Source organism: Cyclobacterium jeungdonense (assembly GCF_010994275.1).
GTDB classification, from domain to species: domain Bacteria; phylum Bacteroidota; class Bacteroidia; order Cytophagales; family Cyclobacteriaceae; genus Cyclobacterium; species Cyclobacterium jeungdonense.
In genome coordinates, this window is sequence record NZ_WMCD01000002.1 from 76521 (window position 1) to 98820 (window position 22300).

The window sequence follows — 22300 nt, forward strand, 5'->3', positions numbered from 1 at the left end:
GATTTATAAAGCCCTTTCAATTATTTCGACCAATCTCCATCTTTTATTTTTACTCAGCGGACGCGTTTCGCTGATTTTAACCAGGTCTCCCGGATTGCAATCATTGTTTTCGTCATGAGCCGTGAATTTGGTGGTTTTACCAACAAATTTACCGTACATAGGATGTTTTACTCTCCTCTCCACAGCTACAGTGATGGATTTATCCATTTTGTTGCTAACCACCTTACCTATTCTTTCCTTGCGTAGGTTTCTTTCTATAGTAGCCATTTTATTTCTTATTTAGCTAGTTGTTTGGCTCGTAAAAAAGTATTCAATCTTGCGACCAAACGCCTAGATTCTCTGATTCTATTAGGATTCTCTATAGGAGAAATGGCATGAGCAAAACGTAGTTTCGTCAAGTTCTCCTTTTCTGCGGCAATCCGCTCTGTGATTTCGCTCTCTGTCAGAGCATTGATTTCAGAATTTTTCATCATCTTATAATCCAGCGTAATCTCTTCGTACCACAAATTTCGTGCTTACCGGTAGCTTTTGTTGGGCTAGTCTCAAGGCTTCCTGAGCCACTTCCATCGGAACTCCGGTTGCTTCAAAAAGGATTGTCCCGGGACGGATTACCGCCACCCAGTATTCAGGAGCTCCTTTACCTTTACCCATCCTCACCTCTGCAGGCTTTTTGGTGATGGGTTTATCTGGAAAAATTCGAATCCAAACCTGCCCTTCCCGCTTCATTGCACGTGTCATGGCTATACGGGCTGCTTCTATTTGTCTCGAAGTGATCCATCCAGGCTCAAGGGATTTGATGCCGAAATTGCCAAAAGCCAATGTATGACCTCTCTGGGCAATCCCTTTGATCCTCCCCTTATGCATTTTTCTAAATTTCGTTCTTCTTGGCTGTAACATGATTGCTCAGTTAAAGATGTTTAGTTATTTCTTTTTCTTCTCTTCGGGCCACCCTCTCTTCTTCTCCTGTTTCCCGCAGGCGCATTGCCTTTAGGATCGTTGCCCGCGCTTAGGTTAGGGGAAAGATCTCTCTTTCCATACACTTCACCTTTGAAGATCCATACTTTAATGCCGATTTTACCATATACGGTTTGTGCCTCTGAAATGGCATAATCCACATCTGCCCGAATGGTATGAAGGGGGATTCTCCCTTCTTTATACATCTCTGATCTGGCCATCTCAGCACCACCCAATCTTCCGGAAAGTTTGACTTTTATCCCTTCTGCACCAACCCTCATGGTGGCAGCTATGGATTGCTTCATCGCTCTACGGAAAGAAATCCTGGCTTCTAACTGCTGGGCAATAGACTCTCCCACCAATTTAGCATCCAGTTCTGGTCGCTTGATCTCGAAAATATTGATCTGAACGTCCTTATTGGTAAGCTTCTTGAGCTCCTCTCGTAATTTATCTACCTCAGATCCGCCTTTACCAATAACCACCCCAGGTCGGGCAGTCTGGATGGTCAATGTAATTCTCTTCAGAGTTCGCTCGATGATAACCTTGGAAATTCCACCTTTGGGAATCCTAGCAAATACATAATTCCTGATACTCTGGTCTTCAAAGAGCTTTTCGGCGAAATCACGTCCACCATACCAGTTAGAGTCCCACCCCTTAATGATACCAAGCCTTAAACCAATTGGGTTAACTTTTTGTCCCATATTTTAGTCTTCATTTTCATTTGATTCAACAATATCAGCGGTAACGTCTCCTTCGTAGGAGTCTACTATTAGCGTTACATGATTTGATCTTTTACGGATTCTATGGGCCCTACCCTGAGGAGCAGGTCGTAGCCTTTTTAGCATTCTCCCGCTATCTACTGCAATGGTTTTGACATACAGTTCTGCGTCTTCCAGTTTTTCATCCGGGTTTTTTGCCTGCCAGTTGGCAATCGCTGACAATAACAGCTTTTCCAACCTTATAGCACCGTGGTTAGGTGTGAATTTCAGGATACTCAATGCCTGACCTACTTTCTTTCCCCGTACCAAATCTGCTACCAAACGCATTTTTCTGGGAGAGGTAGGAACATTATTTAATTTCGCTATTGCTTCCATGATTATCTCTTTCCTTTATCTTTTTTGGCAATGTGTCCACGGAAATTCCTGGTTGGTGCAAACTCCCCAAGCTTGTGCCCAACCATATTGTCTGTCACGAACACAGGGATAAACTTGTTTCCATTATGCACGGCGAAGGTATGCCCTACAAAATCCGGAGATATCATGGACCGTCTTGACCAGGTTTTGATCACCGACTTCTTTCCGGAATCGTTCATGACATCCACCTTTTTTGCCAAATGATGCTCTATATATGGGCCTTTTTTTAATGAACGTGCCATGTTTATTTAGATCTTCTGCTAATGATAAATTTATTAGAATATTTTTTGTCCGATCGGGTCTTTTTACCCTTCGCCAATAAGCCAGTTCTCGAACGAGGATGACCTCCTGAAGATCGACCTTCACCACCACCCATAGGGTGATCTACGGGGTTCATGGCCACACCTCTGGTTCGGGGTCTTCTGCCCAACCATCGCTTCCGACCTGCTTTTCCAAGTACCACGTTCATGTGATCTCCATTGGAGACGGTTCCAATAGTAGCCTTACAGCTGGCCAACACCATTCTCATTTCACCAGATGGGAGTTTTACGGTGACGTACTTCCCTTCCCTGGCCAATAACTGGGCATAGCCTCCCGCACTTCGGGCCATAGCACCACCCTTACCGGGCTTCAATTCAATATTATGAATGATGGTACCCAATGGAATATCTTTCAAAAACAAAGTGTTACCCACTTCCGGGCTGGCTTTTTCGCCACACAAAACGGTCTGTCCTACTTCAAGTCCTTCAGGAGCCAGCATGTAAGCTTTAGCTCCGTCTGCATAGTATAACAGAGCAATCCTTGCGGTCCTGTTTGGATCGTACTCAATGCTCTTGACCACTGCAGGTATGCCTTCTTTCGTTCTTTTGAAGTCTATGACTCTTAGTTTTCTTTTATGTCCACCTCCCAGGTATCTGGAAGTCATTTTACCGGTATGATTTCTACCTCCGGACTTCTTTAAAGGAGCCAAAAGACTCTTCTCCGGGGTGGATTTAGTGATCTCATCAAAAGAAGGAGCTACTCTAAATCGGGTACCGGGGGTTACAGGTTTTAATTTCTTAACTGCCATTGTCTTGATTCAATTAAATTTCTCCGTAAAAATCAATGATTTCACCCTCTGCCACCTGAACGATTGCCTTCTTGAACGTATTGGTATAACCGGAAACAATTTTAGCTTTCGTGTACCTGGTTTTCTTTTTGGCGGCATAGCGCATTGTACGTACATCAACTACCTTGACGCCGTACATTTTTTCAACGGCAGCCTTGATCTGTGGCTTTTTTGCAGTCTTTTCTACAACAAAACCATAGACACCACGCTCATTCATGGCCGAGATCTTTTCTGTAATCAAAGGTCTTTTTAATATATCCATGATTTTACTTCGATAAAAGGGTTTCTAATTTACTCACTGCACCTTCACAAAGGACCAAACTATCGGCGTCCAACAATTCGTACGTGTTCAATTCATTTACCATGCGGACTTTGGTTTTTTGCAAATTCCGGGCAGACAAATACAAATTCTTGTTAATATCCGCTACAACAACAAGTGTTTTCTTATCGGATAAGGATAGGTTGGTTAGCAGCTTGATGTATTCCTTGGTCCGTGGTGCATCAAAGACCAGGTCTTCGCAAATAACCAGGCCGTTTTCTTTCACTTTATAGGAAAGAGCTGACTTTCTGGCTACTTGCTTCAGCTTTTTATTTAGCTTAAAAGAGTAATCTCTGGGTCTCGGTCCGAATACCCTACCGCCTCCCCTGAAAATAGGAGATTTGATCGATCCGGCACGCGCACCACCCGTACCCTTTTGTTTCTTGATTTTCTTCGTAGAACCGGTAATCTCAGCTCTTTCCTTTGACTTATGCGTGCCCTGTCGTTTGTTAGCCAAATATTGTTTGACATCCAGGTATATGGCATGATCATTAGGCTCCTGAGAAAAGATATCCTCCGAAAGCGTTACTTTCCTTCCGGTATCTTCACCGGTTTGTTTTAATATTGCTAATTCCATCTTCTTACTTCTCTAGAATCACAAAAGAATTTTTGGCTCCCGGAATAGACCCACTTACCAAAAGCAGGTTTTTCTCAGGATAAATTTTAAGTACTTTCAAATTAAGCACTTTGACCCTGTCTCCTCCGGTTCTTCCAGCCATTCTCATGCCTTTAAAAACCCTGGAGGGCCAGGAACAGGCACCTATGGAGCCGGGGTGTCTTTGCCGGTTGTGCTGTCCGTGAGTAGCACCGCCTACACCGCCAAAGCCGTGCCGCTTTACTACCCCCTGAAAACCTTTTCCTTTGGAAGTTCCGATGGCATCCACAAAGTCTCCTTCAATAAAAACCTGATCGGAAATCACAGTTTTACCCATGTCCACCTGGCCTTCGAATTCCACTCTGAAATCCCTGAATTCAACAACTTTCTGCTTTGGCGTGGTGCCGGCCTTCTTAAAGTGGCCGATCAATGGTTTAGGCGTGTTTTTTTCCTTACGCTCCCCATATGCCAGTTGTACAGCGTTGTACCCGTCTGATTCAACATTTTTTACTTGCGTTACTACGCAAGGACCAGCTTCTATTAACGTGCATGCGACATTACGTCCATCGGCACTAAAAATACTAGTCATTCCGATTTTCTTTCCTATTATTCCAGACATCTTTGGATATATAATATACGATGATACACAAGCATTTACACACCTGTGCCCTTTTAAAGGATTGCAAAGTTAGTAATTTAATTCCAGCTTGCAAACCGCAACCTGAATATTTTCAAACAATTAGCTACTTGTAGCCCTGTTTACAGGAGATTATTTTCCTCCTGTCTAAATGATACCAAATCTGAAGAACCGAAAAAAGCCCGTACCAAAATTGGTACGGGCTTTCCTCTTGTATGCTTCGTGAAGGTCAAACCTTGATCTCTACATCCACTCCACTAGGAAGCTCTATTTTCATCAAGGCGTCCACCGTTTTGGAGCTGTTGGAATAAATATCCACAAGTCTTTTATAGGTACAAAGCTGAAATTGCTCTCTTGCCTTTTTATTGACGTGGGGAGATTTCAATACCGTGAACTTCTCCTTCTTAGTAGGTAGGGGAATGGGGCCTACCACCACGGCACCTGTTGATTTTACAGCTTTGACGATTTTCTCTGATGACTTATCCACCAGGCTGTGATCGTATGACTTTAACTTTATTCTGATTTTCTGATTCATTTTAGATAAATTTATGCCTTCTCTCCTTTTACTTTGGCAATAATGCCCTCAGCAATGTTGTTTGGAACTGGATCATAATGTGAAAAGGTAAGCGAGGCAGAAGCCCGTCCTGAAGAGATGGTTCTCAAATCAGTCACATATCCAAATAATTCGGATAATGGAACAGAAGCTTTGATTACCGTGGCTGCGCCTTTGGTATCCATTCCTTTCATAAGGCCTCTTCTACGGTTAAGATCACCTGTCACAGGTCCCGTGTATTCATCAGGGGAAACAACTTCCACTGCCATAATGGGTTCCAATAATTGGGGCTTACATTTTTTAGCCGCTTCCTTGAAACCAATTCTAGCCGCCATTTCAAAAGAAATTGCATCCGAATCCACATCGTGGAAAGATCCATGGAACAACCTTACTTTCATTGCCTCTATCGGATATCCAGCCAAAGGACCGTTTTTCATCGCATCGGCAAAACCTTTTTGAATGGAAGGAATGAATTCTTTTGGAATGACGCCACCGACAATTCCATTGACAAAATCCAAACCAGGTTTGATTTCATTAGTTTCTGGATCCGGTTCTCTTGGGCCCATCTCAAAGACGATATCGGCAAATTTACCTTTTCCACCGGTTTGCTTTTTATAGACTTCCTTGTGCTCTACGCTTGTAAACAAGGCTTCCTTGTAAGCTACCTGAGGAGCACCTTGATTAATCTCTACTTTGAATTCCCGCTTTAAACGGTCTATAATGATCTCCAGGTGAAGTTCTCCCATTCCTCGAAGAATAACCTGACCCGTTTCATGATCGGTATTTACATGTAGGGTAGGATCTTCCTCTACCAACTTGGAAATAGCCATTCCCAATTTATCCACATCTGCCTGTGTTTTGGCTTCAATGGCATAACCGATTACCGGCTCAGGGAAGGTCATCTCTTCAAGAACTACTTTATGCTTCTCATCACAAAGGGTATCACCGGTCTTGATATCTTTAAAACCTACACCAGCACAAATGTCACCTGCTTCAACCCGATCAATAGGATTCTGCTTATTGGAGTGCATTTGAAGAAGTCGGGAGATCCTTTCCTTTTTATCCGTCCTGGTGTTGAAAACATACGAACCAGCTTCCAACTTGCCCGAATATACCCTCATGAAAGCCAAACGGCCTACAAAAGGATCCGTGGCAATTTTAAATGCCAACGCAGCAAAATGGTCATCACTGTCAGGGTGTCTCAATACAGGTTCTTCCGTATCGGGATCAGTTCCTTTAACTGCCGGCAAATCCAAAGGACAAGGCAAATAAGCAATCACCGCATCCAATAAGGCTTGAACCCCTTTATTTTTAAAAGCAGAACCACAAAGTACTGGGGAGAAATCCATATTGATCACTGCCTTTCGAATGGCAGCCATCATTTCCTCTTTGGTAATGGAATTTTCATCCTCAAAGAATTTTTCCATCAGCGCCTCATCATAAGAAGCCACCTGCTCAACCAGACTTTGTCGGTATTCCGCAACGGTTTCCTTCAGGTCTTCCGGAACGTCAATCACTTTATAGGTCATGCCCTGATCTTCCTCATTCCAGACTACAGCCTGGTTAGTAATCAGATCAACCACACCTTTAAAGGTATCTTCAGCCCCTATAGGAATCTGAAGCGGAACCGGATTGGCACCTAATTTTTCTTTTATTTCAGCAACCGCTTTGAAAAAATCCGCTCCTGCTCTGTCCATTTTATTGACAAAACAAATTCTTGGAACGTGGTATTTATCAGCTTGTCTCCAAACTGTCTCAGATTGTGGTTCGACACCCGATACCGCACAGAACAAGGCAACAGCCCCATCCAATACCCTTAATGATCGTTCTACTTCTACCGTAAAATCGACGTGACCGGGTGTGTCAATCAGGTTGATCTGATAATCTTTGGTATCATCATTGGCCAATCCCTGGATAGTAGGATACTTCCATTTGGTGGTAGTAGCAGCAGAGGTAATGGTGATACCTCTCTCTTGTTCTTGCTCCATCCAGTCCATGGTAGCCGCTCCATCATGTACTTCACCGATCTTATGAGATATACCGGTGTAATACAAAATACGCTCGGAAGTGGTCGTCTTTCCGGCGTCGATGTGTGCCATGATACCAATGTTTCTTAAATATTTTAAGTCCTTTTTAGCCATTATCTATTAAAATCTAAAATGCGAGAATGCTTTATTGGCTTCTGCCATCCTGTGCGTATCGTCTTTTTTCTTGACTGCAGCTCCTTCACCTTTAGATGCCGAAATAATTTCTCCAGCCAATCGGTCCATCATTGTCTTTTCTCCTCTTTTTCTTGCAAAGGTGATCATCCACTTGATTCCCAGTGATACTTTTCGCTCTGGTCTAACTTCCAAAGGTACCTGGAAAGTGGCTCCACCAACCCTACGACTCTTCACTTCTACAGCTGGAGTAATAGTATTAAGCGCCTTTTTCCAAACCTCAAGACCATTCTCACCTACTTTCTCCTCTACTTTTTCTATGGCATCGTAGAAGATTCTGTAAGCAATACTTTTCTTACCATCTACCATCAAACAATTGACAAACCTGGTGACCAAAGTGTCATTGAATTTGGGATCAGGAAGAATATACCTCTTTTTTGGTTTCGCTTTTCTCATTTTATTCTATAATTTTTTAATTACTTTTTGGCGGCCTTTGGTCGCTTCGCCCCATATTTGGAACGCCCCTGCTTACGGTCCTTCACTCCTGCAGTATCCAGAGCGCCACGAATGATGTGGTACCTCACCCCAGGCAAATCTTTCACTCTTCCTCCTCTGATTAATACAATGGAGTGTTCCTGAAGATTATGTCCTTCTCCGGGGATGTAAGCATTGACTTCCTTACCGTTGGTCAATCTTACCCTGGCCACTTTTCTCATGGCAGAATTAGGCTTCTTTGGCGTGGTAGTGTACACCCTGGTGCACACGCCCCTCCGTTGAGGGCAGGCGTCCAAGGCTCTTGACTTGGATTTGCTCTCAAGAGTGGTTCTACCTTTTCTAACGAGCTGTTGTATAGTAGGCATTAATAGATAAATTAATTATTTCGCTTTTAAACTTATAAATTTTGGATTGCAAAGGTAACCAAATCAATAAAACAAACAAAATTAAGGAGTTATATTTTAGCCAACCGTAGCTACCCCATTTTCAGGCAACTGGCACAGGACAAATCGGACTCCTCTCCTAAGCTTCTCCCGTGGTCCCACCAAAATTTAGCGGAAATTTTGGAGCCTCATTACCACCTTGAATTTTACCAAAGGCTTTTTCATACTTCTCAATGTTATCCTTCAAAGCCAATAGCAGCCGTTTGGCATGATCCGGGGTCATGATGATCCTGGATTTGACCTTGGCCTTGGGTATACCCGGCATCAACCGGATAAAATCCACTACAAACTCAGAATTGGAATGGGCAATCATTGCCAGATTGGAATAAATTCCCTCCGCCACCTCATCACTCAGCTCCACATTGATCTGCTGTTGCTCTTTATCAGGTGATTTATCTTCTTCCATGAGTGCTTATTACCTGGTTAGAAATAAAAAAAGGCCTGCCGTCTGGTGCAGGCCTTTTTTTTACGCTATTATTATTTTACTTGATGGTTTCCCGAACCTTCTTGCTACTGCTTTCTTTTTCAGCCACTAGCATTTCGTATTCCTCTTTGGATCCTACGATCAGATTATTGAATTTTCGCTGTCCGGTACCTGCTGGTATCAAATGCCCAACAATCACATTTTCTTTCAAGCCCAACAATTCGTCTCGCTTTCCTCGGATTGCTGCTTCACTCAATACCTTGGTCGTTTCCTGGAAGGAAGCCGCGGAAATAAAGCTTTCCGTACCCAAAGAAGAGGCCGTAATACCTTGCAAAGTAGGCTGAGAAACTGCGGTTTGAGCATCCCGAACCTGAACCAATTTCATATCCTTACGCTTCAAACTTGAGTTTTCATCTCGCAGCCTTCTGGCGGTGATAATCATACCTGGTTTTAGCGTCGCAGAATCACCCGATTCCATCACCACCTTCTTGTCAAGGATCGTGTCGTTTTCCTCACGGAACGCCCATTTGTCAACAATCTGGTTTTGCAAGAATCCGGTATCACCCGCATCCAGAATTTCTACTTTTTGCATCATCTGGCTCACGATCACTTCTATGTGCTTATCGTTGATCTTCACACCCTGTAATCGGTAAACCTCCTGTATTTCATTCACCAGGTATTCCTGTACCGCTGTTGGCCCTTTGATTGACAATATATCGTTTGGAGTAATGGCTCCATCAGACAGGGGCTCACCGGCACGGATAAAGTCATTTTCCTGAACCAAAATATGCTTGGAAAGCGAAACCATGTACCGCTTTCTAACACCGTCTTTGGATTCGATGAAAATCTCCCGGTTTCCTCTTTTAATACCTCCGTAAATTACCACGCCGTCTATTTCGGATACCACAGCAGGATTGGAAGGGTTTCTCGCTTCAAATAACTCGGTTACTCGCGGTAAACCTCCGGTAATATCCCGAGTCTTGCCTACAGATCGAGGTATTTTCACCAGAATCTGGCCAGCCTTTACCTCTTCTCCTTTCTCTACTGAAAGGTGAGCTCCTACTGGGATATTGTACGACTTAGATTCGTCCCCGTGATCCACCAATACGGCAGGGTTTTTTGTCTTATCTTTCGTGTCAATAATTACCTTCTCCCTGTATCCGGTTTGATCATCCGCTACTTCTTTGTAGGTGACACCTTCAATAATGGCTTCAAAATCAACTTTTCCATCAAATTCGGACAGGATCACCGCATTATAGGGATCCCAGGTACATAAAGATTCGCCTTTGCCAATTTTCTGTCCCTCCGTCACATTCAGGATGGCACCATAAGGAACGTGATTGGAAACCAAGGTCTTACCTGATTTTACATCATTTACTTTGATCTCTCCCGATCTTCCCATTACGATGGAAACCTCTTCGCCATCCTTATTGGTAGTTTTAATCCACCTTAGTTCTTCTTCGAATTCGATGATACCATCAAACTTAGAATTGATGCTGGCTTCTACGGAAATATTAGAAGCCGTACCACCTACGTGGAAGGTCCTCAACGTCAGCTGTGTTCCCGGCTCCCCGATAGACTGAGCAGCAATTACTCCTACGGATTCCCCAACCTGCACTTGTGTGCCAGTGGCCAGGTTTCTCCCGTAACATTTGGAACAAACACCTCTACGAGTTTCACAGGTAAGTACCGAGCGGATCTCTACTTCCTCGACCGCAGATTCATCGATGGCTTTTGCCACCACATCCGTGATCTCTTCATCCGATTCAACAATCACCTCATCGGTTATAGGATCAATTACATCGTGAACAGCGATCCTTCCTACGACACGCTCGGATAAAGGCTCGACTATTTCATCATTATCTTTCAATGCCTGAACGATCAGACCTCTAAGTGTTCCACAATCTTCTTCAGAAATGATCATGTCCTGAGCCACATCTACCAGCCTTCGGGTAAGGTACCCTGCATCTGCTGTTTTCAATGCTGTATCAGCAAGACCTTTTCTGGCACCGTGCGTAGAAATAAAGTACTCCAGTACGTCCAAGCCTTCTTTAAAGTTAGACAAAATCGGGTTTTCAATGATTTCGCCCACAGAACCCTGAAGGTTTTTCTGCGGCTTGGCCATCAGGCCTCTCATTCCACCCAACTGTCGAATCTGCTCCCGCGAACCCCTGGCTCCCGAGTGCATCATCATGTAGATGGCATTAAAGCCTTGATTATCTTCCTCCATCTGACGCATCAGGATGTTTGTCAGGTTAGAGTTGGTTCTGGTCCAGATATCAATCACCTGGTTGTACCGCTCATTGTCCGTAATCAGACCCATCAGGTAATTGTTCCACACCTGATCCACCTCACTTTTGGCTTTTTCTATCAGCGGTTCCTTCTCTTCTGGGATGATCACATCGTCCAATCCCATGGACAATCCTCCCTGATAGGCCATCTGGAATCCCAAATGCTTGATATCATCAAGAAACTGAGCAGAACGGGCAATGCCACATATTTTCACTACCTCTGCAATGATCTGCTGCAATTTCTTTTTAGTAAGCAGTTCATTTACATAACCTACCTGCTCCGGTACAAATTGATTAAAAATCAACCTACCGGCAACTGTATCCTCAATTTTTTCAGAAAGTGTTCCATCCTCATTCCGCACCTTCACTTTACATTTTATGTGCGCATGCTTGGATATGGCTCCCTCATTGAGAGCGATCAACACTTCTTCCTGACCGTAGAATGTCATGCCCTCTCCTTCTACCGGAAACTCCTCCGTAGATTTCATTCCTTTGGTTACATAGTACAAACCGAGTACCATATCCTGCGAAGGAACAGTGATAGGAGCCCCGTTGGCAGGGTTAAGAATATTGTGTGAGGAGAGCATCAGCGTAGAGGCCTCCAATATGGCCTCGTGTCCTAAAGGAACGTGTACCGCCATTTGATCTCCATCAAAGTCAGCATTAAAAGCGGTACATACCAACGGATGCAACTGTATGGCTTTTCCCTCAATCAACTTGGGCTGAAATGCCTGAATTCCCAAACGGTGTAGCGTTGGCGCCCGGTTAAGTAGTACCGGATGTCCTTTCAATACGTTCTCCAGGATATCCCAAACTACCGGATCTTTTCTGTCTACTATTTTCTTGGCAGACTTCACCGTTTTTACGATCCCTCGTTCTATGAGTTTTCGGATAATAAACGGCTTAAATAATTCCGCCGCCATGTTTTTAGGAAGCCCGCATTCATGCAACTTCAATTCAGGGCCTACGACAATTACCGATCTACCGGAATAATCCACCCGTTTACCCAAAAGGTTCTGACGGAACCGACCTTGCTTTCCTTTCAACATGTCTGAAAGGGATTTTAAGGCCCTATTCCCATCGGATCTTACGGCATTCACTTTTCGGGAATTATCAAATAAGGAATCTACCGCCTCCTGAAGCATCCTTTTTTCATTTCGAAGAATTACCTCCGGAGCTTTGATGTCTATGAGTCGCTTCAGCCTGTTATTTCTAATGATTACCCTTCGGTATAAGTCATTCAAATCGGAAGTTGCAAACCTACCTCCATCCAAAGGAACCAACGGGCGAAGTTCTGGCGGAATCACCGGAACCATTCGAACGACCATCCATTCCGGACGGTTTTCGATTCTGGTTCTTGCATCACGGAATGCTTCTACTACCTTCAAACGCTTCAAAGCCTCTGCTTTTCGCTGCTGAGAGGTATCGGTTGCGGCCTGATGACGCAGACTGTAGGACAAGTCATCCAGATCCAGCCTTGCCAAAAGCATCTCCAAAGCTTCAGCTCCCATCTTGGCAATGAATTTATTGGGATCATCATCGTCCATCATCTGATTCTCCTTGGGAAGCTTGTCCATGATGTCCAGGTATTCGTCTTCCGTAAGGAAATCCAGGTATTGCAAGCCGTCATCTGCCTTAATTCCTGCCTCAATGACCACATATCGCTCGTAATAAACAATTTGATCCAGCTTTTTGGTAGGCAAACCCAACAGGTAACCAATCTTATTGGGTAGGGATTTAAAGTACCAGATGTGAGCCACAGGAACCACTAATTCAATGTGTCCCATTCGCTCCCTTCTTACCTTCTTCTCAGTGACCTCCACACCGCAGCGGTCACAAATTATTCCCTTATATCGTATGCGCTTGTATTTTCCACAATGACACTCCCAGTCTTTCACCGGGCCAAATATCCGCTCACAGAACAGACCACCCATCTCTGGTTTGTAGGTCCTGTAATTGATGGTTTCTGGCTGTGTAACTTCCCCATGCGAACTGTCCAGTATGGACTCTGGTGAAGCCAAACTAATGGTGACTCTTGAAAAGTCGTTGTTTAGTTTCTTATTTTTTCTGAACGCCATAGTTTTTTTGTGTATTTGATGGCCTCGAAAGGCCTATTGGTTTCTAAGTTAGTCAAGCGTAATTTCCAAAGCAAGTCCCCTGAGTTCATGTACCAGTACATTGAAAGACTCCGGAATGTTTGCCTTTGGTAAATTTTCCCCCTTAACAATGGATTCATAGGCTTTGGCCCGGCCAATGACGTCATCGGATTTCACGGTTAAGATTTCTCTCAACACGTGCGATGCTCCAAAAGCCTCCAGAGCCCACACTTCCATCTCTCCAAAACGCTGACCACCAAATTGGGCTTTACCACCCAAAGGCTGCTGGGTAATCAACGAATATGGCCCAATTGATCGGGCATGCATCTTATCGTCCACCAAGTGACCAAGTTTCAACATGTAGGAAACCCCCACTGTAACGGGCTGATCAAATTTCTTACCGGTCAATCCGTCAAACAGATAGGTCCTGCCGAAAGAAGGAAGTCCTGCTTTTTCCAACTCTGCTGCTACCTCATCGGTGGTCGCTCCGTCAAAGATTGGCGTGGCATAGGTCTTACCCAATTTCTTACCTGCCCAAGCCAGTACTGTTTCGAAAATCTGACCGATATTCATCCTGGATGGTACACCAAGCGGGTTAAGTACGATGTCCATAGGAGAACCGTCCTCCAGGAATGGCATGTCCTCATCCCGAACGATCCGAGCAACAATACCTTTGTTTCCATGTCTACCCGCCATTTTATCGCCAACCTTAAGCTTTCGCTTCTTAGCTACGTAAACTTTCGCCAACTGAACGATACCCGCGGGTAATTCATCTCCTACCTCCAAGGTAAATTTATCCCTTTTGAAGATACCTGAAATTTCATTCCGGGTATTGGTATAATTTTTAACCAACTTCTGAACAAGTGAGTTAGCATGGGCATCATCGGTCCAATCATCCAAAATAATATCGGATATCAGGTTTACCTCTTCAGCCACGTTGTAATTACTCTCATCCCTGTAGGGGTTCTTTGCCGGAAATAGGTTATTCTCAATGTTCTGGTAATTGAATTTCATCCCCTTGCTGATGATCTCGTCCCCAAACTTATGACGAACGCCATTGGAAACTTTTCCTTCGAGAATCTGCACCAGTTTTTCGATCATTCTAGCCCGAACAGCTAACAAATCCTTGGCGTAAGACTGCTTTAATCGTTCTACCTCGGCTTTAGCTTTGACACGTAGGTCCTTGTCCTTTTTAGGTCTTGAAAACAACTTCGTCTCAATCACTACTCCATTTAAGGAAGGAGAGGCTTTCAGAGAGGCGTCTTTTACATCGCCTGCCTTGTCACCGAAAATAGCGCGTAACAGTTTCTCTTCCGGCGTGGGATCCGTTTCACCCTTTGGCGTAATTTTACCAATGATGATGTCCCCTTCTTTGATTTCGGAACCAACACGGATAATTCCGTTTTCGTCCAGGTTTTTCACTGCATCTTCCGATACATTGGGGATCTCTGACGTTAGTTCTTCTTCACCCCGTTTAGTATCCCTGACCTCCAACTGAAATTCCTCTATGTGGATGGAGGTGAAGACATCTTCACGCACCACCCGCTCGGATATTACAATGGCATCTTCAAAATTGTACCCCTGCCAAGGCATGTAGGCCACTAGTAGGTTTTTACCCAAGGCCAGCTCTCCTTTATTAGTAGAATACCCTTCAACGAGCACCTGTCCCTTTTTGACCCTTTGTCCTTTTAAGACAATCGGGGTAAGGTTAATAGTGGTGTCCTGATTGGTTCTTCTGAATTTTATCAGATCATAGGTTTTATACTCATCACTGAAATTGACCAGCAATTCATCACTGGAAAGCTCGTATTTGGTAATGATTTTTTCAGCGTCTACGTAATCCACTACACCGTCCGCTTCGGCAAGAATCAGCGACCGTGAATCGATTGCTGCCTTTCCTTCCAATCCGGTACCTACGATCGGTGCCTCTGCTTTTAACAATGGAACGGCCTGCCGCTGCATGTTAGATCCCATCAGGGCCCGGTTGGCATCATCGTGCTCCAGGAAAGGAATCAGGGAAGCTGCCACCGAAACAATCTGGTTTGGCGCCACATCCATATAGGAGATCTCTTTGGGTTCCAAAACCGGGAAATCCCCCTCAAACCTGGCCTTTACCTTATCATTTACAAAGTTTCCTTTTCCATCCAATGGCGCATTTGCCTGGGCAATGTTGTTGTCGTCTTCTTCTTCAGCGGTAAGGAATACAATATCTTCGGCATTCATACTTACTTTACCCTCACTAACCTTTCGGTAAGGAGTTTCCAGAAAGCCCATGCTATTTACCTTTGCGTGTACACAAAGAGAAGATATCAAACCAATATTTGGTCCTTCCGGGGTTTCAATGGTGCACAAACGACCATAGTGCGTGTAGTGCACGTCTCGTACCTCAAACCCGGCACGTTCCCGCGATAGCCCCCCGGGGCCCAAGGCAGATAACCTTCTTTTGTGTGTCAATTCGGCCAAGGGATTGGTTTGGTCCATAAACTGACTCAACTGGTTGGTACCAAAGAAAGAGTTAATCACGGAAGAAAGCGTTCTGGCGTTGATCAGATCAACAGGCTTGAAATCCTCGTTATCCCTTACATTCATCCTCTCACGAATCGTTCGGGCCATTCGTGCAAGCCCAACGCCAAACTGGCTGTAAAGCTGTTCGCCTACAGTCCTTACACGACGATTGCTCAAGTGGTCAATATCATCCACTACTGCCTTGGAATTGATAAGCCCGATCAGGTATTTTACGATGGATATGATATCCTCGGTAGTCAATACAATCTTCTCTGAGTCAATGTCCAGACCAAGTTTTTTATTGATCCTGTACCTGCCTACTTCTCCCAGATCGTAACGCTTATCAGAGAAAAATAAACCATGGATTACTTCCCTTGCAGTAGCTTCATCCGGAGCTTCGGTGTTTCGCAGCTGTCGGTAGATTACCTCCACTGCTTCCTTTTCAGAATTGGAGTTGTCCTTCTGTAGGGTATTATAAATAATGGAATAGTCGGCAATATTTACGTCCTCTCTATGGAGAATGACGCTTTTGGTGCCGGATTCCAAAATCAATTCAATGTCTTCATCCGTAAGGATGCTGTCTCTTTCCAATAAGACTTCATTCCTGTCGATGGAAACTACCTCTCCGGTATCTTCATCTACAAAATCTTCTACCCAGGTTCGCAAAACACGTGCTGCGAGTTTCCTGCCGATGATTTTCTTGAGGGTAGACTTATTGGATTCTACTTCTTCGGAAAGACCAAACAAATCCAGAATTTGCTTATCAGATCCATATCCAATAGCTCGTAAAAGAGTTGTTACGGGGAATTTCTTTTTCCGGTCAATATACGCATACATGACATTATTGATGTCAGTAGCAAACTCTATCCAGGAACCTTTAAAAGGAATGATTCGGGCAGAATAAAGTTTGGTACCGTTGGTATGCTTACTTTGAGCGAAGAAAACACCCGGGGACCGGTGAAGCTGAGACACGATAACTCGTTCTGCTCCATTGATTACAAAAGAACCCTTTTCCGTCATATAAGGAAGATTTCCAAGAAAAACTTCCTGTTCGATGGTTTCAAAATCCTCGTTGTCTTCATCGGAGCAAAGCAGTCGCAATTTTGCTTTCAATGGTACTGAATAGGTAAGACCTCGGTCAATACTTTCGGATACATTGTATTTGGGAGGATCTACGGTATAGTCGATAAATTCAAGGGTGAAATTTTCCCGGGAATCACTGATAGGGAAATTTTCGGAAAACACCTTGAAAAGACCATCCTGCCTTCTTTTCTCTGCAGGAGTATCCAACTGGAAGAAATCTTTGAAAGATTGCAGCTGAATATCTAAGAAATCCGGATAGTCTTTGACTACCTTTATGGATGAGAAACTTTTCCTTTCGGTTTGATTCTGGATAGCCAAGGCAGTATATAATTTTAGTGAAAGTTTTTATAAATATAGGACAATTTACACTTAAAAAAGTGCAATTTATTAACTGTCCATAAACAGGAAAAGACCTGACTGATAAGTCAGGTCTAATGCTGAGTAACCAAATCCAATCGGAGTTGGCTATTCAATTCTATTTAAGCTCAACTTCTGCTCCAGCTTCTTCAAGTTGCTTTTTCAGAGCTTCCGCTTCTTCTTTACTTACTCCTTCTTTTACGGCTTTAGGAGCACTGTCTACCACTTCTTTGGCTTCTTTTAGTCCCAACCCTGTCAATTCCTTAACAAGTTTAACTACCGCCAATTTTTGTCCACCTGCAGCTTTTAAGACAACATCAAAAGAAGACTTCTCTTCTTCAGCAGCACCTTCGCCAGCGGCTCCACCTCCAGCTACTACAGTAGCGGCAGCAGCGGCAGGTTCGATACCATATTCATCTTTTAAAATTGCGGCTAACTCATTTACCTCTTTTACAGTTAAATTAACTAACTGCTCAGCGAATGCTTTAAGATCTGCCATTGTATTAACTATTTAAATTGATTGTTTTTACTAATTTGAATGATTTTTTTAAGCTTCTCTTTCGGCCAATGTTTTCACCAGACCAGCAAGAGTATTTTTTCCACTTTGAAGCGCTGATAAAACATTGGTAGCAGGAGATTGCAGCAAGCTGATAACTTCTCCGACCAGTTCCTCTTTGGATTTCAGATTGGAAAGAACTTCCAGGTTGCTTTCACCTAAAAATTGATCTCCGTCAACGGAGGCTCCTTTAAACAAGGGACGCTTATTTTTAGGGCCCAGCTTCTTTCTGAAATCTAGAATTACCTTTGCAGGAAGGTTACCTATCTCCTGAGAAAACAGGATACCGGAAAAGCCTTTCAACGTTTGTTCAGCGAACTCTGCGTAATCTGCCTCCATATTTTCAAGGGCTTTCTTGATCAGGGTATTTTTATAAACCCGATATTCAAGCCCTTTATCGAAACACATTTTTCTGAAGCTATTTACCTGAGCAACACTGAATCCCGAAGCATCGGCAATGTAAAAATGCGGAGTAGTCTTCAGTTTGTCGGTAAGTTCTTCAATTATGGTTTTTTTGTCTTCTCTCGTCATAATTATATACCTTGAATACTACTTTTATCGATCACGATACCCGGAGACATGGTGCTGGATAAATGAATGCTTCTGAAATAAGTACCTTTCGCAGCAGATGGCTTCAATTTAGAGATGGTTAAAATTAATTCACGAGCGTTTTCCTGAATTTTCTCAGGGCTGAAAGAAACCTTCCCAACGCTTGCATGAATAATTCCAAACTTATCTACTTTAAAGTCGATTTTACCAGCCTTTACTTCTTTAACCGCTTTCCCTACATCAAGGGTCACCGTACCGGATTTGGGGTTTGGCATCAATCCTCTCGGACCCAAAACCCTACCCAATCTACCTACTTTAGCCATTACATTCGGAGTAGTAATGATGACATCCATGTCAGTCCATCCCCCTTCGATTTTAGCAATGTACTCATCTAAACCAACATAATCGGCTCCAGCCTCTTTGGCCTCTTCTTCTTTGTCAGGACTGCAAAGTACCAATACTTTTAGTTCCTTACCTGTTCCATGAGGAAGAGCCACTACACCTCTGACCATCTGGTCAGCTTTTCGTGGATCCACTCCCAGACGAATATCTAGGTCTATTGAGGAATCAAATTTGGTCTTTGATATTTCCTTAACAATTGAAGAAGCCTCTGCCAGGGAATAGTGTTGGCTAGGGTCGTATTTAGAAAGAGCTTCTTTTTTACTTTTTGTTAACTTAGCCATTTTTTACGTATTATTCCTCCCAAGGAGCTTTTCCTGAAACTGTGAGGCCCATACTTCTAGCAGTACCCGCAATCATTTTCATGGCGGAATCTACTTTAAAAGCATTTAAATCAGGCATTTTCACTTCTGCAATTTCTTTTACCTGATCCCAGGACACTGAGCCAACCTTTTTCCTGTTGGGTTCTGATGAACCACTTTTTAATTTTGCCGCCTCCAGTAACATTACTGCCGCCGGTGGTGTTTTTACAACAAAATCAAATGACTTGTCCGAATAAATCGTCACAAGTACAGGAAGAACCTGGCCCATTTTATCCTGAGTTCTGGCATTATATTGCTTACAGAACTCCATGATGTTCAACCCTTTTGAACCAAGGGCCGGACCAACTGGAGGAGATGGGTTTGCCTGGCCACCTTTAACCTGTAGTTTTAGATAACCAGAGATTTCTTTAGCCATTTCCTAATCTTGTTTTTCTACTTGTATAAAGTTTAACTCAACAGGAGTGTTTCGACCGAAAATCTTAACCATAACATTAAGCTTCTTCTTGTCTTCAAACACTTCCTCAATCACACCCGAGAAACCACTAAAGGGACCGTCCATTACTTTAACGGTCTCTCCGACTATAAATGGTGTATCTAGTTTTTCCGCAAACTCATCAATCTCCTCAACCCGACCTAAAATCCGGTTAATTTCTGATTGACGTAATGGCTCAGGGGTTTTGGAAGCCCCCCCTTGGTTTGACCCTAAAAAACCGATAACTCCCGGTATGCTCGTAATTACGTGATTGGCTTCTCCATGACCGAGATCCGCATTAACCAGAACATAGCCAGGAAAGAAATTTCTCTCCCTAACACGTTTCTTGCCGTTTCGCATCTCATATACTTTCTCAGAAGGTATCAAAACCTCGGGGATAAATTCCTCCAGTTTTTGACGGGCAATTTCATTGTCCAGATAAGTCTTCGCTTTTTTCTCCTGACCTGCCACTACCCTGAGCACGTACCATTTGTGATCTGCCATCCCGTTTTTTAAAATTCTTTAAAATAAATCATAAAACCATGTCATGATATTTTCGAACGTCAGGTCTATTAAACCGATGACCAGAGCGAAAATCAAGGAAGCCACCAGCACTAGTACCGCGCTGTTTTGTAGAGATGAATACTTAGGCCAGGTGACCTTGTTTTTCATCTCATCGATGGACTCGACTACAAAATTTTTTACATTCATCCTTGTGAAATTGGTTAATAAAGAACCCTTAAATCCTCAGGTTCTGAAGATGGATTCATTTCTATAACATGCTTCAAAAACTTTGATCCCAAAGTTTCTTACCTGGTTTTACCCTTAGTTTGATTGCACGGGCGGAGAGATTCGAACTCCCATCAACGGTTTTGGAGACCGCTATTCTGCCATTGAACTACGCCCGTATTTACGAACCTCAAATAAGGAACGCAAAAGTAGTGATTAAAGGCCAAAGAAACAAATGCGATCCCGATTAATATCAGGATCGCATTCGTACTATGATCAGTAAATCAAAATTAGTCCAAGATTTCAGTAACCTGGCCGGCTCCTACCGTTCTGCCACCTTCACGGATAGCAAATCGAAGACCTTTTTCCAAAGCAACCGGACTGATAAGGGATACTTCAATGGTTACATTATCACCTGGCATCACCATCTCAACATTTTCAGGAAGTTTGATCTCGCCTGTTACGTCTGTGGTTCTTAAATAGAACTGAGGACGGTATTTGTTGAAGAATGGAGTATGTCTACCACCCTCTTCTTTCGAAAGTACGTAAACTTCCGCTTTGAAATGAGCGTGAGGCGTAACAGATCCGGGCTTACAGATAATCATCCCTCGTTTGATCTGAGCTTTTTCAATACCTCTCAACAACAAACCAACGTTGTCACCTGCTTCACCGCGATCCAAAATCTTACGGAACATCTCTACACCGGTAACGGTAGACTTAAGTCCTTCCGCTCCCATACCGATGATGTCAACTGCTTCTCCAGAGTTAACGACTCCTCTTTCAATTCTTCCGGTAGCAACAGTACCTCTACCAGTGATAGAAAATACGTCCTCTACAGGCATCAGGAAATCTTTGTCGATAGCCCTCTCAGGAAGCGGAATGTGTTCATCCACTGCAGTCATTAATTCCATTACTGCATCTTCCCATTTGGCTTCCCCGTTCAGGGCTCCAAGGGCTGATCCTGCAATAACAGGAATGTTGTCTCCATCAAACTCATAGAAAGAAAGCAATTCTCTTACTTCCATTTCCACCAATTCAAGTAGTTCGGGATCATCTACCAAATCTACTTTGTTCATGAATACCACCAAAGCGGGTACACCTACCTGACGAGCAAGAAGAATGTGTTCTCTGGTTTGTGGCATTGGACCATCAGTCGCTGCAACTACAAGAATTGCACCGTCCATCTGGGCAGCACCAGTAACCATGTTTTTTACGTAGTCAGCGTGACCGGGACAGTCAACGTGGGCATAATGCCTTAACTCCGTTTGATACTCTACGTGTGAGGTATTGATTGTAATACCTCTTTCCTTTTCTTCCGGCGCGTTGTCGATGGAAGCAAAGTCTCTTAATTCAGAAAGACCCTTTCTGGCCAATACAGTGGTAATGGCAGCAGTCAAAGTAGTCTTACCATGATCGACGTGACCAATCGTACCTATATTAACGTGGGGTTTGGAACGGTCAAAGGTTGCTTTTGCCATGCGTGAAAATCCTCTGTTTAGTTAAAGATTAAATTTCATTAAATGTTTGAAATGTTCAGAGCCAACGACGGGATTTGAACCCGTGACCTCTTCCTTACCAAGGAAGCACTCTACCACTGAGCTACGTCGGCTTTTTACATCCAGTTTTATGCCCTATAAAAGCATAGAGCGGGAGACGAGGCTCGAACCCGCGACCTGCAGCTTGGAAGGCTGCCGCTCTACCAACTGAGCTACTCCCGCTTATTGTTACTCGTTACAATTCAAATTAGAATTCCTCAATTCTTTAGAGGCATCCAAATTCCCTATTTTATTTTTAGAATCCAAAAATATCAAGCTATTATTAATAAAACAACAACCCTTTTCGGAATATTTGAAATTTACCCTTGAGGTAAAAATCCAATTGAATTGGTGGGGGAAACAGGATTCGAACCTGTGAAGACATAAGTCAACGGATTTACAGTCCGTCCCAGTTGGCCGCTTTGGTATTCCCCCAAATAACAACAAATTGACCTACTCAAAACTTCATAGGATTTCCTTTGTTGTCGTAACGGATGGCAAAATTATACCCTTTTACTAAACATTCAAAATATTATAAAAAAAAATCTTCTGTTTTTTACAAAATCAAAAGTATCTCATTCACGA

At 43.4% G+C, this 22300-nt stretch carries 24 protein-coding genes and 4 tRNA genes; all 28 read right to left on the minus strand.

The genetic code is table 11. From position 1 onward, the window contains the following. Nucleotides 1-3: 3 nt before the first annotated feature. Nucleotides 4-267, minus strand: coding sequence for a 30S ribosomal protein S17 (gene rpsQ / locus GKS34_RS05440; RefSeq protein ID WP_162341790.1), 264 nt, complete (start codon nucleotides 265-267; stop codon nucleotides 4-6). 8 nt (nucleotides 268-275) lie between these two features. After that, nucleotides 276-470 (minus strand): 50S ribosomal protein L29, encoded by a 195-nt coding sequence (gene rpmC, locus GKS34_RS05445; protein WP_163384198.1) that lies wholly within the window; start codon nucleotides 468-470, stop codon nucleotides 276-278. A 4-nt stretch (nucleotides 471-474) separates the two neighbouring features. Beyond that, complete coding sequence (gene rplP / locus GKS34_RS05450; protein ID WP_163383814.1) at nucleotides 475-897, minus strand: 50S ribosomal protein L16; 423 nt, start codon at nucleotides 895-897, stop codon at nucleotides 475-477. 20 nt (nucleotides 898-917) lie between these two features. Beyond that, entirely contained in the window at nucleotides 918-1655 is a 738-nt protein-coding gene (gene rpsC / locus GKS34_RS05455) for a 30S ribosomal protein S3 (RefSeq protein WP_162417663.1), read from the minus strand. Between the two features lie 3 nt (nucleotides 1656-1658). Continuing rightward, entirely contained in the window at nucleotides 1659-2048 is a 390-nt protein-coding gene (rplV, locus tag GKS34_RS05460; protein WP_162341782.1) for a 50S ribosomal protein L22, read from the minus strand. A 2-nt stretch (nucleotides 2049-2050) separates the two neighbouring features. Continuing rightward, on the minus strand, nucleotides 2051-2329 hold the full coding sequence (rpsS, locus tag GKS34_RS05465) for a 30S ribosomal protein S19 (RefSeq protein WP_073095400.1): 279 nt from the start codon (nucleotides 2327-2329) through the stop codon (nucleotides 2051-2053). Nucleotides 2330-2331: 2 nt separating this feature from the next. Then, complete coding sequence (gene rplB / locus GKS34_RS05470) at nucleotides 2332-3156, minus strand: 50S ribosomal protein L2 (RefSeq protein WP_163383815.1); 825 nt, start codon at nucleotides 3154-3156, stop codon at nucleotides 2332-2334. 13 nt (nucleotides 3157-3169) lie between these two features. Further along, nucleotides 3170-3457 carry a 50S ribosomal protein L23 gene (rplW, locus tag GKS34_RS05475; RefSeq protein ID WP_162417661.1) on the minus strand — a complete coding sequence of 96 codons (288 nt, stop codon included), beginning with the start codon at nucleotides 3455-3457 and terminating at the stop codon, nucleotides 3170-3172. A 4-nt stretch (nucleotides 3458-3461) separates the two neighbouring features. After that, nucleotides 3462-4091, minus strand: coding sequence for a 50S ribosomal protein L4 (gene rplD / locus GKS34_RS05480; protein WP_163383816.1), 630 nt, complete (start codon nucleotides 4089-4091; stop codon nucleotides 3462-3464). Nucleotides 4092-4095: 4 nt separating this feature from the next. Continuing rightward, the gene (gene rplC, locus GKS34_RS05485) at nucleotides 4096-4728 is read right to left on the minus strand and encodes a 50S ribosomal protein L3 (RefSeq protein WP_163383817.1); all 633 of its coding nucleotides are present in this window, start codon (nucleotides 4726-4728) and stop codon (nucleotides 4096-4098) included. A gap of 247 nt (nucleotides 4729-4975) precedes the next feature. Beyond that, nucleotides 4976-5281, minus strand: coding sequence for a 30S ribosomal protein S10 (rpsJ, locus tag GKS34_RS05490; RefSeq protein WP_014020620.1), 306 nt, complete (start codon nucleotides 5279-5281; stop codon nucleotides 4976-4978). 11 nt (nucleotides 5282-5292) lie between these two features. Next, nucleotides 5293-7398 carry an elongation factor G gene (gene fusA / locus GKS34_RS05495; RefSeq protein ID WP_435380110.1) on the minus strand — a complete coding sequence of 702 codons (2106 nt, stop codon included), beginning with the start codon at nucleotides 7396-7398 and terminating at the stop codon, nucleotides 5293-5295. Nucleotides 7399-7446: 48 nt separating this feature from the next. Continuing rightward, nucleotides 7447-7914: a 30S ribosomal protein S7 gene (gene rpsG, locus GKS34_RS05500; protein WP_163383819.1), complete on the minus strand. Its 468-nt coding sequence runs from the start codon at nucleotides 7912-7914 to the stop codon at nucleotides 7447-7449. Between the two features lie 20 nt (nucleotides 7915-7934). Beyond that, nucleotides 7935-8318, minus strand: coding sequence for a 30S ribosomal protein S12 (gene rpsL, locus GKS34_RS05505; RefSeq protein ID WP_009053171.1), 384 nt, complete (start codon nucleotides 8316-8318; stop codon nucleotides 7935-7937). A 157-nt stretch (nucleotides 8319-8475) separates the two neighbouring features. After that, nucleotides 8476-8802 (minus strand): DUF3467 domain-containing protein, encoded by a 327-nt coding sequence (locus GKS34_RS05510; protein WP_163383820.1) that lies wholly within the window; start codon nucleotides 8800-8802, stop codon nucleotides 8476-8478. A 76-nt stretch (nucleotides 8803-8878) separates the two neighbouring features. After that, the gene (rpoC, locus tag GKS34_RS05515) at nucleotides 8879-13189 is read right to left on the minus strand and encodes a DNA-directed RNA polymerase subunit beta' (RefSeq protein WP_163383821.1); all 4311 of its coding nucleotides are present in this window, start codon (nucleotides 13187-13189) and stop codon (nucleotides 8879-8881) included. A 48-nt stretch (nucleotides 13190-13237) separates the two neighbouring features. After that, the gene (rpoB, locus tag GKS34_RS05520; RefSeq protein ID WP_163383822.1) at nucleotides 13238-17113 is read right to left on the minus strand and encodes a DNA-directed RNA polymerase subunit beta; all 3876 of its coding nucleotides are present in this window, start codon (nucleotides 17111-17113) and stop codon (nucleotides 13238-13240) included. A 157-nt stretch (nucleotides 17114-17270) separates the two neighbouring features. Then, entirely contained in the window at nucleotides 17271-17651 is a 381-nt protein-coding gene (gene rplL, locus GKS34_RS05525) for a 50S ribosomal protein L7/L12 (RefSeq protein ID WP_162341762.1), read from the minus strand. 48 nt (nucleotides 17652-17699) lie between these two features. Next, nucleotides 17700-18239, minus strand: a complete 540-nt coding sequence (gene rplJ, locus GKS34_RS05530; RefSeq protein WP_163383823.1) for a 50S ribosomal protein L10 — start codon at nucleotides 18237-18239, stop codon at nucleotides 17700-17702. A gap of 2 nt (nucleotides 18240-18241) precedes the next feature. Then, nucleotides 18242-18940 carry a 50S ribosomal protein L1 gene (gene rplA / locus GKS34_RS05535; protein WP_162417655.1) on the minus strand — a complete coding sequence of 233 codons (699 nt, stop codon included), beginning with the start codon at nucleotides 18938-18940 and terminating at the stop codon, nucleotides 18242-18244. 10 nt (nucleotides 18941-18950) lie between these two features. Further along, nucleotides 18951-19394 carry a 50S ribosomal protein L11 gene (gene rplK / locus GKS34_RS05540; protein ID WP_162341756.1) on the minus strand — a complete coding sequence of 148 codons (444 nt, stop codon included), beginning with the start codon at nucleotides 19392-19394 and terminating at the stop codon, nucleotides 18951-18953. A 3-nt stretch (nucleotides 19395-19397) separates the two neighbouring features. After that, a complete protein-coding gene (gene nusG / locus GKS34_RS05545; RefSeq protein ID WP_163383824.1) occupies nucleotides 19398-19955 on the minus strand; it encodes a transcription termination/antitermination protein NusG in 558 nt (185 codons plus the stop codon). Nucleotides 19956-19973: 18 nt separating this feature from the next. Next, nucleotides 19974-20162, minus strand: a complete 189-nt coding sequence (gene secE / locus GKS34_RS05550) for a preprotein translocase subunit SecE (RefSeq protein ID WP_162341754.1) — start codon at nucleotides 20160-20162, stop codon at nucleotides 19974-19976. A gap of 126 nt (nucleotides 20163-20288) precedes the next feature. Continuing rightward, nucleotides 20289-20359: transfer RNA gene (locus GKS34_RS05555), tRNA-Trp, on the minus strand. A 111-nt stretch (nucleotides 20360-20470) separates the two neighbouring features. Further along, complete coding sequence (gene tuf, locus GKS34_RS05560; protein WP_163383825.1) at nucleotides 20471-21658, minus strand: elongation factor Tu; 1188 nt, start codon at nucleotides 21656-21658, stop codon at nucleotides 20471-20473. A 59-nt stretch (nucleotides 21659-21717) separates the two neighbouring features. After that, nucleotides 21718-21789 (minus strand) — tRNA-Thr (locus GKS34_RS05565). Nucleotides 21790-21825: 36 nt separating this feature from the next. Further along, nucleotides 21826-21898: transfer RNA gene (locus tag GKS34_RS05570), tRNA-Gly, on the minus strand. Nucleotides 21899-22064: 166 nt separating this feature from the next. Then, a tRNA-Tyr gene (locus GKS34_RS05575) sits at nucleotides 22065-22150 on the minus strand. Nucleotides 22151-22300: the final 150 nt, after the last annotated feature.